Raw genomic sequence first — 14,266 nt, 5'->3', positions numbered from 1 at the left:
GAAGTGTTAATGAAACAGGTGAAAAAGAATAACGATTATATTTCATAAAAAAGAGACCATCCCTTGTTTTTGAAAAAATTAAAGGGTGGCCTATACTCGCAAGCATCTTTGAAAAACGTGTATCAGAAGACAGCCTTTTCAGCAACTTGAACATGTTCACCTTGTTGGATTGAAATCTTTCCAGTTGATACTCCGAAAGCAACCAGACCAGCTAAGATGACCGTAGAAGCAATAGCAATTGTCTTTTTCATTTTAATTCCTCCGTCATTTTTAGAATTTGATCCCTTGCGTGAATACATTTTTCAAGAAACTTAGCTGTATTTTTAATATCATCGGATTTTTTGAAGTAGCATCCCACCTCTAGTGTTAATACTGCTACATCATTCCATAACCCCATCTGCTCTAAAGTGTCAAGGGAATCCGCTAATACACTTTCATTGTACTCATCGTACAAAGTGTTAACAAGAGTAAATTTCGCCAAATATTCCTTATCTCCTTCTTTTTCTGCACGATTTACTCCTTTCTTAAACCATTCCCTTGCTTCTTCAATATGTCCAGATTTGTACAAAACGTGGGTTAGATTGTAAATGGCTTTTAGTCCATTATAAGTATTAGCATATTCATCAATTAGCAAAGCGTTTCTAAAACAGTCTTCTGCTTCAGAAAGCATATTTCTTCTTTTATAAAGGATTCCTAAATTATGATATGCCTTTCCCTCTGAGTTGGATATACCCTTTGTTTTGGAAATGTGTAATGCATGTTCGTAATGTTTGTAGGCTGCTTCATAACGGAATAAATCAAGTTTGTTTGCTCCCAGTATCATTTCGCTGCTCACTGTTCGATGGGCATAATCGTCATATTCACGAAAAACAGTTAAAGCTTTTTCTGCATATGCCAACAAGAAAAAGTGCTGATCGATATGATAATATGATATGGCTAAATGATAATAGAACTCTGCTTTTTCAATTTCATCCTCAATTTTAACAAGCTTATCTTCAGCTAGCTTATAATAATTAATTGCTTCAATATATTTCTTTTTGGACAACATATATTGACCAGAGAAAAACAAAAAGTAATATTGCAACATATCATCAGTTTTCTGCATTTCGGGACTTTTCTGAATTTTATAAAGAATTTTACCCGATGATTTGAACATATCAAATAATAACTTATGACGAGAATCTAGAAGATTATAATAAAGAAGCAGATTTTGATTTTCCTCCATATCGTCTAACATGCCATTGATTTCTTCTTTTATTTTCACTGCATTTTCGATTTCACGCTTCTTAATCATCGTATACCATTGATTAATCTTATTAGCTACTTCTTGATATGCAATTTTTGTTTTGGTCAATCCCTTTCATCCTTTCTTTTATAGTTCACGGATCTTATAATCGTCTGTATTATCGCAAAATTAGGAAGAGTTCGAAAGAGTTTTCATGTCGTTTTTCTTCATTTTCTTTATACCTTTAAACTCTCTTCCTTTTCTTTGATTAAATCAGTGCGTCGAGCTTTCCCAAGCTTAGTAAACAACAGGATGCCAATTCCGGCAAGGATCTCAATTAACCCTCCAAAAGCAATTACTTTTCCTGCGCCAAAAATCGTTGCGGCGTATCCCCCAATTAAAGCCCCTAAAGGAATCATGACATATGAAATCATGCTAATAACAGAATAAACCTGCGGTTGATCTTCATCATCGACAGACATTTGAATAATAGTGTGTTCAGGAACATTAATTGCGCTAATAGTGGCTCCTAATGCCAAGGCAGCAAGAAATAGTAAAGGTAAAAGCGAATTCATGCCCGTTATGAAAAATGCTGCACCTTCAACAATTCCAGCCGTGACAAACAACAGGCCATATCGATTTACTTTAACCTTTGCCAAAACGTAACCTAATAAAAATGCTCCACCAGCAGTTGTAACTTTTATTAAAGAATGAATGATCGGATCACCATTGAGTTCTTCAGCTATGTAGACTGCCGAAAGTGCCTCCCAAGGTGCAGAGGCTAAATTGGAGAAAACACAATAAATAGCTAATGGAAACAAAATATGGTGACTTCGGACAAGAGTAAAACCTCTTCTGAGTTTTTTCAAATATGTACCCTTTTTCTTTGATTCTTCAGCTCTCTGTTTAACGTTTTCTTTTATGGTGTATTTGATGAAAAGAATTAAACTGGCTGAAATTATATAGAGTGGGAATGTAATCAATGTTGCCTGCACTGCCCCGATTGCGACAATAACCACACCGCAAAGAGTAACCGCAGCAAGCCTAACAACATGTTCTGACGATTGCATGATTGCATTTGCTTTTTGAATGAGATCTGCTTTCACAATTTTCGGAATCAATGAAACAGATGCAGGATTGTAGGATGCCCCTGTTGCGGAATGAACAAGCATAAGCAATATGATAAACCATAGAGGTGAAAAGCCGTTAAAGTAGCATATTGGAATGACAAGCATAAGTGTTGCTCTTGTTAAATCAGCGAAGAACATCCAGAATTTTAATGAATTTGTTTTCATTAGAGGAGTTATAATTGGCCCCAACAGGGCTTGAGGAAGAAATGAAACCGCCAAAAGTAAAGCTGTGCCAATCGCTCCCTTCCCTTCATAAATCAAGAACCACAGAATTGTATTGACAGCAAAGCAATCTGCGGTTATCTTCACCAATTTAGAGCAAAAAAGAAAGGTGAAGTTTTTTTGCCATACGGTATTACCACCATCCATTTTTCAAAAATCCCCCTTACAAAAATCCCTCTTTTTTACAATGTTTATTTTATAAGCATATCCTATTTTTGGCTAATGGGTCAACGTGAAGCAGGAATTGTTTAAGAAAAATTCAAGTTAAATGGACAATGATGTTTATAATTCTTTCAAACTCTTTCAATATATTCTTCATGTGCAATTTCAACGCAGCCTTCCAATATTTTGCCGCTTCCTTCTTTATCCCCCTTCTTTAGTTCTTATATTATAAAGAGCTTCTTTGTCTCTTATCCTCATAATATTCAACAAGTTCTATGTCTTTATTTGATGCAGCTTACTTTATCTTTCTATTGCATGAATACACAGATCAATAATGACTTTTCATGAATGGCATTTTCAAGTTCCTTCGAAATAATAGGTTTCATACTTCCAACACCTTAAAAGCGAATGTAAGTTCCTTATTCATTATACATTTTTAACCAATTCCTAAACAAAAAAGCCCTCATTATGAAGGACTTTTTGCTAATTGCGTTTATTTATCTTTTCTGAGAACATAACGTCCACGGTATGTCTTTTCCACTTCAGGATGATACTTCAATAATCCTTGCATAAATGTCGTCATATTACGAATCGACATCCCTGTTTCCTTTTCAATTTCTTTTTGAATCTCAGATCCCCGTATTTCACCTTTGCGATCCCTTAAAATCTTTAAAGCTACCTCACGATGTTTGTGAGATTTTGTCCCGAGCCTTGGTTTTCTTCTAGGGTTTAAGGATGACACAATTAGCGGATTTGTTTTTCTCAAATGACTTTACCGTTTCATTGGCTAATTCTAATAAGGATTTTTTATGGATCATGTTTGCATCGGTTGCTTCGTCTGGATTGTTTTGATTATCTAATTCGCGCAGCTTAGAATAAATTTCATTGCGTTCTTCCCGAAGTTGACGTAGCAAATTAATCTCAGCATCATTGAGTTGCTCACACCTTAAACGTAATGCTTCCCTTTCGGTAAACATAATCCCATCTCCTAAAAACCATTATTTAATTTAAGGGACTTTTATAATTTTAACAATTGATTTTTAATTTTTTCCAAATAAAAAATCCCTTAAAGAAAAACCTCACCCTTAATAAGGATGAGGCTGTTTTGATCACTCTTCATCTTCTTCCCAAATTTCTTTTTTCTCTTTAGGTTTATCATAAAAATATTCAATGAAACTGCTGGCTACAACATTTTCATATCCATATTCTCGATCCCATATAAATACTGGACATTCCCCATTCTCCATCTTGTTTGTATCTAAACAATAAGCAAAGAAGTCAATATCTTCAATAACTACTAGCCCATCTGTAAGGTTATAATGTTCTCTATATTCATTTGTGAATTCAACTACAGATGCTCCACCAAAATCATAACCAAGTATATCTACTCCATATACTCCATCTGATCCAAAGTTCTTCAAGAACCTTTCGGGTAGCTTTACATTTAGACTTTCTTGAATTTCATTCATTTTTTCGATACTAATTCCACCTGTAAAGTTGTCGGAATTCGCATTTTTTATGAATTTTTTCACCTTTAAATAATTCATTTTTACGTATCCTCTGCTAGGGAAAATTTCATCTCTGGTGTCACTCCCATTTTTCGTTAGGCTAAATCAATATAATATTTGTCGTCATCCATAATTCTAATTAGAAACTCTTCCAATGAATCTGCTATCTTTATATCATCATAATAAATTGGATTATTTTGCTCTTCACTTAATTCAATTAATAATAACGCACTTTCATTCGCCTCAAAAAATATTAATTTATCTTCTTCAAGATCCTCGTAAACTTCGATGTCAGGATAATATTCAAAATCATTAGTTTTCAATCTAGCGTCTCGTATTGAAGATGGCCCCATAATCCGATTGATGTTATATTCTGATCTTTTTAGAAAACCATATCCTACTTCCAATAGAAACTTCCGTAATTCAAAAGGCATCTTTAACCCCAATGTTTCTTCTACCTCTTGTATTTCATCCTCACTTACCGGATAAAATTGATTTTCTTGATAATCTTTAATAAAATCGTATTTCATTTTATTTACTTACCCCCTTTAAATAATTTATTCGCAGGTGATCCTGTACCATGGATACCAGATTGATGTTCATTTGGAAAATTAGCAGGGTGTATATTCCACCACTCATGTGCTATTTTCACTTATATGATGTGCATCATACTTATCACCTTTTCTTCTAACTGACTCTCCTGTCTTCTCCGAAATAAGGATTGTGTATTTGAATAATAAAAACCTTGATTAGCAACTGCCTTTCAAGGTTTTTGGAACATCAACCACATGTCCTGGTGACTTATCAAGTAAAATATCCGGAATATTTGGGTTGCTTTTTTTCAACTTAAACTTTTGAATCTTTGTTAATTCAGGGTCAAATGAAATGTTCTGAGATTTAAACTGCAAATTTATAAGCTTATTATAAGTTTGGACTAAAAAATCCTTCCATTCTTCTAAAGTAGATTTTGAAACATCATCTGGATTTTCCAGCATACGATAACCATCTGCATAATGGAACATTAATAATCCCGTTCCAAAATCACAATTCTCATTTTCAAGAATTGCTTTTGGACATCAAAGCCGCTATTCCAATTATAATTAGCTGCAAAAACATGGAGCAACAAAGGGTCATCAATGTTTCTTACCTGACTTATTGTGCTGTCTTTTTCTGTATTATAAAGCAATTCTTCGAGGAAATTAATATTTTTCTTATCCATTACATTATTACCTCCTAACACACATAGTATATAACTTTGTTGGACATGGTTTAGATCTGATCAATCTCATCCACAGCCCAAAAGAAAAAGCTCTCTTTCCAGAGAGCCTTTGTACCCCATTAAAATTTCTTTCAGAATAATATATAGTTTATGACCAACATCTTTCGGACAAACCACCGAAACACTTATCTAATTTATGGGAGGTGTATTTTAAATATCAGCAAGGAATTTTTTTCTCAAAGACTCAATCATATCAATTTCACCATTATAATCTACGTTATTAACATAGGATTCATTCATTTTTTCAAAAAAATAGTCCGCCCCTTCAATTAAAGCAAGAAGGAAGTCTCTTTTAGGTACGGCAGCTTTAACTTGAGTAGGAGCATCTAATTCAAAAAGTAATAAATCATTAGCTAATGATCGCATACTTAAACGTAACGGCTGATCTGGAAAGTAAGTTTCACCATATCCTGTGTTCAAAACATTCTCGATTACATTTAATAAATATGCCCACAAATCATCAACTAAATCCCATGTGGTTACATCCATCAAAATTTGATCATTAAATTTTATTATTATTGCGCCTTCAAGATAGTCAAAATCCAATATATGTTCAATACTTTTTAAATCATTCATGTTATTAATATCTACAAAATAATCATTTTGCTTTGATTTCAATATCGATAAATCAGTAATTGTTTTATCTGGTCTACGAATTAATGTATTAATATAAAACAAAATTTTCACCTACTCTACTGGATAGAATTGACCTATTCGTCCTTTTTTAAAACCAACTACATATTTTACTCCGTTATACGTTCCTGTTATTTGCTGCTTACCTGTTGTTCCCCTAAAGTCTTTTTCAGTCAAAACCCCTCGGTTTTGTTTTAAAATAGATTCTATCGCATTAGCTATGTCTTCTATAGACAAATCCTTCTTGAAAAAAGACTGTGTCGTTTTAACTGATCCGTCCCAATATTCAGGATGATGTCTTTCCAAAATATGCTTCATCCCTTTTTTATCTAGTAAGAACCGTTGATTTCCAAATGTCATTTTTCTGCTTTTGAAATTAGACAAGGCATTAACGACTTTTTCGGAAGTAGCTTTATTTATTCTGATATCGCCTTTCTCAACATCAGCAAGTTCCTTTATACGCCGAATAAGGGTGTCTTTAAAGTTTTCACCATCAATAGCATTATAAGGTACTTTCCCCCCACCAGCCAACTGAACTTGTGGCTCAAAAGGATTGTGTATATGAATCCCTTTTACTTTGGAAGCGACCCTTTGCATCGTTTTTTGGAAAGACGCTACGCTTTTTTCCACAGCTTCTTTCGAAACCTTAATCGTTTTGCTCACTGCTTTTTTAGAAGCTGCCTTTACTTTAGATCCAGCTTTCCCGATTTTCCCGGCTTTCGATACTTTGCTTAATTTGTCTGTTCCTTTTGTGCCTACTATCGATGTTCCCACCGTTGTAAGGGCATATCCGAACCAATGGCTTCTACTGTAGGAATCACCATTGATCACATCTCGTTCAAAGGATTCTTCAATATCCTTTTTTATAATGTTAAAGGTATCTACGGGGTGAATGATCGCATTGCCGATGCCCTCAAGTGTTTCCATAGGATGGGTTACAGCATCCCATAAACCAACGCCCGTATCGACGAGATTATCTTTTACTCCGTCAACAAATCCAATCGGATCGGACTCTACGTACTTCTTTTTCTCCAGCAGCCATAAATATAGCTTCTGATCTGAATCTAGATTTTCATACCCAATCTCTTTAGCAATCTTAATGTATTCCTCTGAATTGGATGCGTTTTCGAGCTTTTTCTTTAACTTGTACATTTTAACATCATGTTCGCTAACTTCACTAATCTCTTTTTCAAGCTTTGATCTCTTATCAAGCTTATCCAACATGACTCCCATCGCTGCCTCTTGATTCCCGCTCAAAGCATCCAACTCATCCGGTTTTAAAATCGATCCTTTTTGATAGGTGGCAATTTCAATTTTAGGCCCCGTATACATTTTTTCAAGTCTTTTTATGTATTGTTGCATCGTCTCAAGATCGTTTTCAGCCGTTTTGAGGGCGTTTGTCTGCTCCCTGTCAAACGTATGCAGCTTTTCAATCGTCTGATTGATGTTAGTCAATGCTTTTCTATTTTGTTCGTGAAAGTCGTTGTCGTTCAAATCTGGAAGATCGACAATATGTCTGACTTTTGCAATCGCGGCGTTGGCTTTGGAAACCAAATGTTTTGTTGTTCGATCAGCCGCGTTTAAACCTTGTTCCAGATCGTGTTCGAGAAAGGTCTGCGATATATATCCGTTGTGATTCGGTTCAAGGGAATTCAGTGCATTTTTAATTTTTTTCAGTGCTGATTCATATTCGTCAATGAAAGTTTCATAGAACTGAAGAAACGGAGTGTGGCATTCTTCGTAGAAAGCACGAATCGCGTCTCCGCCTTTTCCTTTTAAGGCATCGTCAAGGGATGTGATGGCTTCAACGCTTTTTTTGACTTTAGCCATTTCATCCGATTGCTTTTTTAACTGTTCCAGCGTATGGTCAATTGCTTTGTGCAACGCCTGAACGTCCAAAGTTTTCATGACATTCTCCTCTAATACTAAAGTTACAATCAGTATAGAGTTTACCACTTTATAGAAGATAATTGGCGAATAAACCCTGGACATCCACAAAAATGAATCTAATGGATCAGGCCTAAAAATCCAAATTCTTTTAGAGTTAAAAAGAAAGGCAGTCAATTTCTGACTGTCTTCTTGCCAATACAGATAGGATCGTTCCATGAGTCTTTCAGCAAAAATTCAACATGACTATCCAGCAATAAACACCTGATATTTTTCAGTTGTCTAAAACACCTCTTATTGATATTGCTGGATATAAACTTTCCCGAACCGGCGGGCCCCGTTTTCCTTTTTATAAAAGCCGATACAATAAAAAATCGGAAAGTTTGTCAGCTCAATTGATTCCCCCTCAGATATCCCCTAACATATCTGAAATGCCGCGCCCATTCGTATCAGGCACTGCTAAACCTACAATTAGAAACCGAATTGACCAGGTGAAAACATAATTTGCATAGAAAAACGCTCGGATCTAAAAAATCTGAGCGTTCTTTATTATCTTTTCGTGTCTTCATCACTTCGGTATTCTAAAATATCTCCGGGTTGACACTCTAAAGCCTTACAAATCGCCTCTAAAGTTGATAATCGAATTGCCTTAGCCTTTCCATTTTTCAATATGGAAAGGTTCGCCATCGTTATTCCGACCCTCTCCGAAAGTTCTGTGACGCTCATTTTCCTTTTGGCCAGCATTACATCAATATTGATTATAATTGCCATAATATTCACCTCAGACCGTTAAATCATTTTCTGATTTTATATCTATAGCATCTTTTAAAAGCACTTGAAGGACGGCAGCAAAGACCGCAATCACCATTGATGCAAAAATCATGACCATTCCGATTAGTATGATACCGGGGGCATCGTCCAGCTCTGCCAAGAGATAAACAAATGGCATAATTACCACATACAAACCACTGAATGTCATTGCACAGAATTTGATATTCTTTAGAGCTTTAACAGACAATTCAGAGAAAGCTTGGTTCCTGTCAATATAGCTTAAGAGTTTAAAAGCCTGATACAACGCAACGAAAAACGGGATCACTGAAACATACATACCGATTAAAATAGGATAAAGGATATGAGTATAATCTGGATTTACTGGATGTTTAACTAGCCAAGGCAACCCAAGGATACACAAAGCAAGAACTGGAGTTCCAATTAGAAAAACAGCTAATTTTAAAAACAACGTCGTTCCCTTTTTCATAAAAAGCACCTCACTTGATGATTGTTATTTTGATTTTAATGCACATTTTATCGTTTTGCAATAAATTTTTATCTTTTTCTATTATTTTTTTATTGTTAGGTAAAAAATCTTTTGATTTTAGAAAAAGCATCTCTCAATATAAAGAAATGCATCTGGTGTAAATTGCATTCAAGGAAGCTTTTGACGATCAAAAATAAACGTTCACAAATCCTTAACATAAAATTCCTTGGACAAATTTAACAATGCATGTAATAATACAGTTGTATTAAAAAAATAAAAGGAGTGTTTTAAAATGAAAAAAGTTTTAACTGTTTCTGCCTTGTCGCTTGCTTTACTTGTTTCAGCAGCTCCTGCTTTCGCTGCCAGTCCTAATAATTCAACTATTCCCCCAACACAAACAGAAGTTTCTACACAAGCAATAAAAGATTCTTTCACACAAGATTTTCTTCACAGATGGGATATCCCAAACACAACCGTTAAGGGCGGTGTTACTTATTACCTTAAATCAGTAAAGATTGTCGAAGGATTCTATCGTGCGACTTATGAAGGATGGATTAATTAAAAGAAGAGGGCTCCCCTTCTTCTTTATTTTCAAAACCTTAATTCCCCATCAGTCCTTCCTATTCGAGCGAATAACTCGATGTTTCATTACCAGTTATTACTTCTAAGCCTATTCCAACGCATACAACATGGCTTTAAACTTGCTGTTATCATAAGGACCATTATTTTATTTTTCATAACCAAAACAAACTCACGTTCGGTTTTAATGTATGCAAAATCCCCTAATCTAAAGTTTCTGACTACCCCCATTTATTTCACCCTCGATAAACGCTGTGGTCCGAAATGGCCATTGGTGGTCAGTTTCTCTGACAGCTTCGGCGAATGTTTCGATTCCGGTATCCCATAAACCATGGCGCTCTATAATCTCTGAAAATTCCTTAACGTCATGCTCACGGCAGCTGGCTGGATCAGTAACAGCACCGTACAAAGTCACCCATTTACTTTGATCTTTCGGGTCCGGTCATGTCTCCATTAAAACCGATACTTTTTTCCAAAAGTAATTTTTCTACTATGCATGACTATTATTTCATCTTGAAATATTGAAAATGCCCACAAATCAAAAACCCCCTGACACCACTGGTGCCAAGGGGTTTTAAAATTAATACTGAGACATATACTGCTCGCGCTCCCAAGGATGGACTTGTGTGCGGAACATAATTTCGAATTGAAATAGACTATGTATAGCACTGAAAATCCTTATAAACAAAGGCTTTTTCAGTGCTTTGTTATTTTAAATCTGAAATAAATTCTGTATGATTCTCAATATTTTTTGGTCAAATTTTGGTCGTGATTTTGGTAAAAAAAATTATTATTTCAACAACCATCTTTCCATTCTTCCGTCTCTATTTTCTCCGGCGTATAATTTACCTTCCTTAATCCCAACTACACATTCATCAGTAAGTAATCTTAATTTATTTTCTCGATCTTTATAAACTAATTTTTTTGCTTTTAAACCAGCTAAAAATTTAAACTCATCTAAATTATATCGTTGGAGTAAGTCATGAAATATCTCACTATTAGTATTCATTGATTTTCCATTGCATAGCCAAACCATAAGTAAATGTTCTGCTTCACTTAGTTCTTCAGGTTCCCAATCTTTAAACACAGTCCCATCTGCCTCAAAGTCATCCGGTAATTCTTCTATATATTCAAACTCCCATCCAATTTTTCCATCTCGTGATTTCGGTCTACCTCTTAAAAATCTAACATGACCTTCAATTTTAAGATCTTCCCCAAATATATCAGAAGAGATACCATGTAGCTTAATTTTGTCCATAATATCTCTAATAAATGGAATAATGGATTGAAATTAGAACTAGTATAGAAATCCCAAAATCCATTCTTATCTACATGAGGTTGATAAGGAATACCATTAATCTTAATCAAAGAACTGTTCCGAGTAAAAATTAAATTAGGGACGTTTCCGGGTCCAAATCCTTTAATTGGATGATTAATATCTGAGCTTATATTTTCTTTAAGGTATCTTACAAAACCTTTTCTTAGGCTTTTCATATCTTTGTATCCATAAAACCCAAAAACTATTCTTAAAGGACTCATAGCTTCCAATAAAAGATTATGATACATCATTTCTGTAACAAGGTCATAATTAGATATTTCACTATGATCTGGAATATCGATTCCTACTGCACTACGAAATGCATCTCTAAATAATTTAAACTCACCTCGATTCATATCTCTAGGATCCAACATACTCTCTATTTTCACCATTTTCTTATAAGCGTCAGTTAAATCTCCCTTATTTAAATTTTTCTTTACTTCAATAACAGCAATTACTTGTGATATATCATAAATCCATTTATCCGTACTAGGTATCTGCTTACCTTCACCCTCTACAATCATACAATCTATTTGCGGGCTTATTTCTTTATTTTTATTTATAATTTGTCCAGATACTACTCTCAAATCAAATTCTTCAAAAATGGACTTATTCAGTAATTTTTGTGCGATTCCTTCATACATATCCCCAACAATCGTAGGATGTTTTAAATCCACTACCTCTTTTTCAAATTTCTTAATTGCTTCTTCTTCTTTTCTTTTTATTTCTAACAACATCTCTGCAACGGTATTAATCATTATTGTTCCCCCTTCTTAATACAGAGTTGCACTATTAATAAAATTAAAAACTTCACATCACTAAGGATTGTGTTTACTTTTGTCTGTGCAATTAGGATTGTATCTTATTGAAAAATGGAATGGAAGTTTTTTCGCAATTTAAAAGTCTGGATATATTTGATCAAATAATTACTTTATGTTTTTAATCCATTAATTCCGCCGCTTATAAAAAATGAGAAATAATAACCCGAGCCAAAAGACTTATTTTCAAGGTTTCACAGGATTTATTCCCCAATTGGTTTCCGTAAAGTGGTAAACTCTATACTGATTGTAACCAAAAGAATTAGAGGAGAATGCCATGAAGACTCTGGATGTTCAGGCGTTGCACCATGCAATTGATCAAACGCTGGAACAATTAAAACACCAATCAGACGAGTTCGCCAAAGTCAAAAAAGCCATTGAGGGCATCACATCACTTGATGATGCTTTAAAAGGAAAAGGCGGCGACGCGATCCGCGCCTTTTACGAGGAATGTCACACCCCTTTTCTACAGTTCTATGATACCTTTATAGAGGAATACCGTTCCACGCTGAAGAAAATGAAAAGCGCGTTGAATTCCCTGGAACCAAACCATAACGGATTTATTTCACAGTCCTTTCTCGAACACGAGTTGGAGAATGGCTTAAATGCTGCTGATCGAACAACAAAACATTTAGTTTCTAAGACCAACGCCACGATCGCAAAAGTCAGCCATATCGTCGACTTACCGGATTTGAATGACAGCGGTTTTCATGAACAAAATCAGAAAGCGTTAAAGGAAATCAGCACGACTCTTGAAAAGCTGCATGCGTTTGACCGCGAGCAAACCAACGCCCTCAAAACGGCTGAAAACGATCTTGAGACGATGCAAAAATACATCGCCAGACTTGAAAAAATGTATACGGGGCCTAAAATTGAGATTACCACCTATCAAAAAGGATCGATTTTAAAGTCAGATGAAGAACTGATGTTTAATAAGCAGGTTACCGGAATGAATGGCGATATAGATAACGTTGAACCTTCACCAATGGAAATCATGCTGAAAAAACTGGCTGAGCAAGAAGAGACTGAAGTTGATACGGTCGCTAAAGCAGACCATTCAAAAAAAATAGACACAGGTATTCGCGTCATCAATGGTAAATTGTATAATATTAAAGGATATAAAAAGATCGGCTCTGTGGACGTCACCGATGAAATCGGAACCGGTAAAAACTTCACAGGCGGAAAATACACTCTTTATTCTAACGGCCAAGTTGTACGTGAATACATATCCGGCGGAGAAGTAAGGTACGAGGTTGTCCGTTGGATTTCGAAAAATAAAGAGAAAAACATCATGGATACCATAAGGGACAACACCAGAGAGATGGTAAGCTCGACTGGTGTAATTGGAGAACTTTTCATTGTCAAAGATGCTTATAGAGCCATTTTTGGTATCGACCCCGATACAGGAAAAGATATTTCCACTGGGGATCGAGTCATTGACGGTGTCAGTGTGATACCCGCCGGGAAATTAGCCAAAGTCGGAAAATATGTTTTTAAAATGATTAAAGGGGAGAAGGCAGCTAAGAAAGTTTCAAAGGTTGAGAAAGCTTCTAAGGCAGAAAAAAGCGTGAAAAAAGCCGGGAATGTTAAAAAACAAACTGTAACATCAAATAAAGGAAAAAACATTGATATTACACCTTCTCCAAATCATACAACAACTACCTCTATACCACATCCAGGTAAAGGGGTTCCTAACTCATCTGTTGATGTTGTAGATAAAAAAACAGGTGAAGTAAAAACTAGGAGGTACTATGATTCTGAAGGGCGAGCTGTTCGAGATGTTGATTTTACGAATCATGGGAATCCGAAACAACATCCAGAATGGCCACACGAGCACGTATTTGAATGGAATGATGATGGTAAATTTAAACGTATACCATAAAAAAGGAGAGTTTAAATAATGAATATTGAAGAGTTTAAAGAAAGAATTGAAATGGGTGAAGAATTTCAGTTCTACTATTTGGATGAGAGCTATTGGATAAGTCAAAACGAAGAAGGTCTGTACTTAACAAGAGAAAGGGATAGCAATTCACAATCTTTCAAAACAACAGATGAGCTTTTTGAAAAAGGAACAATAGATAATAAGAAAATTAAAGAGATTTGGGATGAAATTGATATTTAATAAGGATGATTTAAAATGAGCAGGCATAGCGCCTGCCCTTTTTATTTTAATAAAGATTCTAGTTTAGCTTTCGTTTTCGGCCCATAAATGCCGTCAGCAGACAGTCCGTGCATCAGCTGGAACCG

17 protein-coding genes and 2 pseudogenes are annotated in these 14,266 nt (G+C 35.2%); 3 read left to right on the top strand and 16 right to left on the bottom strand.

Translation table 11 applies throughout. The features are described 5' to 3' along the window. Positions 1-122: 122 nt before the first annotated feature. The 13 genes and pseudogenes from AB447_RS27175 to AB447_RS02470 form a co-directional block, all read right to left on the bottom strand. Positions 123-251 carry a hypothetical protein gene (locus AB447_RS27175; protein ID WP_270574655.1) on the bottom strand — a complete coding sequence of 43 codons (129 nt, stop codon included), beginning with the start codon at positions 249-251 and terminating at the stop codon, positions 123-125. Further along, the gene (locus AB447_RS02515) at positions 248-1,354 is read right to left on the bottom strand and encodes a response regulator aspartate phosphatase (protein WP_082634610.1); all 1,107 of its coding nucleotides are present in this window, start codon (positions 1,352-1,354) and stop codon (positions 248-250) included. Before AB447_RS02515 ends, AB447_RS27175 begins: the two co-directional genes overlap by 4 nt. 107 nt (positions 1,355-1,461) lie before the next feature. Then, on the bottom strand, positions 1,462-2,724 hold the full coding sequence (locus AB447_RS02510; RefSeq protein WP_048355782.1) for an MFS transporter: 1,263 nt from the start codon (positions 2,722-2,724) through the stop codon (positions 1,462-1,464). 508 nt (positions 2,725-3,232) lie between these two features. Further along, entirely contained in the window at positions 3,233-3,481 is a 249-nt protein-coding gene (locus AB447_RS27430) for a Rok-like winged helix domain-containing protein (protein WP_420912132.1), read from the bottom strand. Continuing rightward, the gene (locus tag AB447_RS27425; protein WP_048355044.1) at positions 3,462-3,716 is read right to left on the bottom strand and encodes a hypothetical protein; all 255 of its coding nucleotides are present in this window, start codon (positions 3,714-3,716) and stop codon (positions 3,462-3,464) included. The genes AB447_RS27430 and AB447_RS27425 overlap by 20 nt, the downstream gene beginning before the upstream one ends. Before the next feature lie 132 nt (positions 3,717-3,848). Continuing rightward, a complete protein-coding gene (locus tag AB447_RS02500; protein WP_048355045.1) occupies positions 3,849-4,286 on the bottom strand; it encodes an SMI1/KNR4 family protein in 438 nt (145 codons plus the stop codon). A 56-nt stretch (positions 4,287-4,342) separates the two neighbouring features. Next, a complete protein-coding gene (locus AB447_RS02495) occupies positions 4,343-4,777 on the bottom strand; it encodes an SMI1/KNR4 family protein (RefSeq protein ID WP_048355046.1) in 435 nt (144 codons plus the stop codon). Between the two features lie 5 nt (positions 4,778-4,782). Next, positions 4,783-4,966: pseudogene (locus AB447_RS26615) on the bottom strand (LXG family T7SS effector ribonuclease toxin YxiD); the annotation flags it as partial. A gap of 30 nt (positions 4,967-4,996) precedes the next feature. Beyond that, a pseudogene (locus tag AB447_RS27380) lies at positions 4,997-5,466 on the bottom strand (DUF4274 domain-containing protein). Between the two features lie 210 nt (positions 5,467-5,676). Further along, positions 5,677-6,204 carry a hypothetical protein gene (locus tag AB447_RS02485; RefSeq protein ID WP_048355047.1) on the bottom strand — a complete coding sequence of 176 codons (528 nt, stop codon included), beginning with the start codon at positions 6,202-6,204 and terminating at the stop codon, positions 5,677-5,679. A gap of 9 nt (positions 6,205-6,213) precedes the next feature. Next, positions 6,214-8,067, bottom strand: a complete 1,854-nt coding sequence (locus tag AB447_RS26600; RefSeq protein ID WP_082634609.1) for a T7SS effector LXG polymorphic toxin — start codon at positions 8,065-8,067, stop codon at positions 6,214-6,216. A gap of 528 nt (positions 8,068-8,595) precedes the next feature. Beyond that, positions 8,596-8,817 carry a helix-turn-helix domain-containing protein gene (locus tag AB447_RS02475; RefSeq protein ID WP_048354294.1) on the bottom strand — a complete coding sequence of 74 codons (222 nt, stop codon included), beginning with the start codon at positions 8,815-8,817 and terminating at the stop codon, positions 8,596-8,598. 10 nt (positions 8,818-8,827) lie between these two features. Beyond that, positions 8,828-9,304, bottom strand: coding sequence for a DUF2975 domain-containing protein (locus AB447_RS02470; protein WP_048354293.1), 477 nt, complete (start codon positions 9,302-9,304; stop codon positions 8,828-8,830). 292 nt (positions 9,305-9,596) lie between these two features. Here AB447_RS02470 and AB447_RS02465 point away from each other — a divergent pair, with 292 nt between their 5' ends. Continuing rightward, positions 9,597-9,866: a hypothetical protein gene (locus tag AB447_RS02465; RefSeq protein ID WP_048354292.1), complete on the top strand. Its 270-nt coding sequence runs from the start codon at positions 9,597-9,599 to the stop codon at positions 9,864-9,866. 807 nt (positions 9,867-10,673) lie between these two features. On the opposite strand, the gene AB447_RS25655 is transcribed toward AB447_RS02465, so the two are convergent. After that, entirely contained in the window at positions 10,674-11,141 is a 468-nt protein-coding gene (locus AB447_RS25655) for a hypothetical protein (protein WP_156183667.1), read from the bottom strand. Then, positions 11,060-11,959, bottom strand: coding sequence for a DUF6602 domain-containing protein (locus AB447_RS02450; protein WP_048354290.1), 900 nt, complete (start codon positions 11,957-11,959; stop codon positions 11,060-11,062). The genes AB447_RS25655 and AB447_RS02450 overlap by 82 nt, the downstream gene beginning before the upstream one ends. A gap of 337 nt (positions 11,960-12,296) precedes the next feature. On the opposite strand from AB447_RS02450, the gene AB447_RS24885 reads away from it, so the two are divergent. After that, the gene (locus AB447_RS24885; protein ID WP_082634608.1) at positions 12,297-13,901 is read left to right on the top strand and encodes a T7SS effector LXG polymorphic toxin; all 1,605 of its coding nucleotides are present in this window, start codon (positions 12,297-12,299) and stop codon (positions 13,899-13,901) included. 18 nt (positions 13,902-13,919) lie between these two features. Continuing rightward, complete coding sequence (locus AB447_RS02440; RefSeq protein WP_048407340.1) at positions 13,920-14,141, top strand: hypothetical protein; 222 nt, start codon at positions 13,920-13,922, stop codon at positions 14,139-14,141. A gap of 41 nt (positions 14,142-14,182) precedes the next feature. Here AB447_RS02440 and AB447_RS02435 read toward each other — a convergent pair. Continuing rightward, positions 14,183-14,266: peptidoglycan-binding domain-containing protein (locus AB447_RS02435; protein WP_172796312.1), on the bottom strand; the 84-nt coding region annotated here is incomplete at its 5' end.

Source organism: Bacillus glycinifermentans (assembly GCF_001042475.2).
In the GTDB taxonomy this organism is placed as follows: Bacteria; Bacillota; Bacilli; order Bacillales; family Bacillaceae; genus Bacillus; species Bacillus glycinifermentans.
Note: the sequence above shows the minus strand (reverse complement) of the source record. Positions and strands in the feature narration are given on the sequence as shown.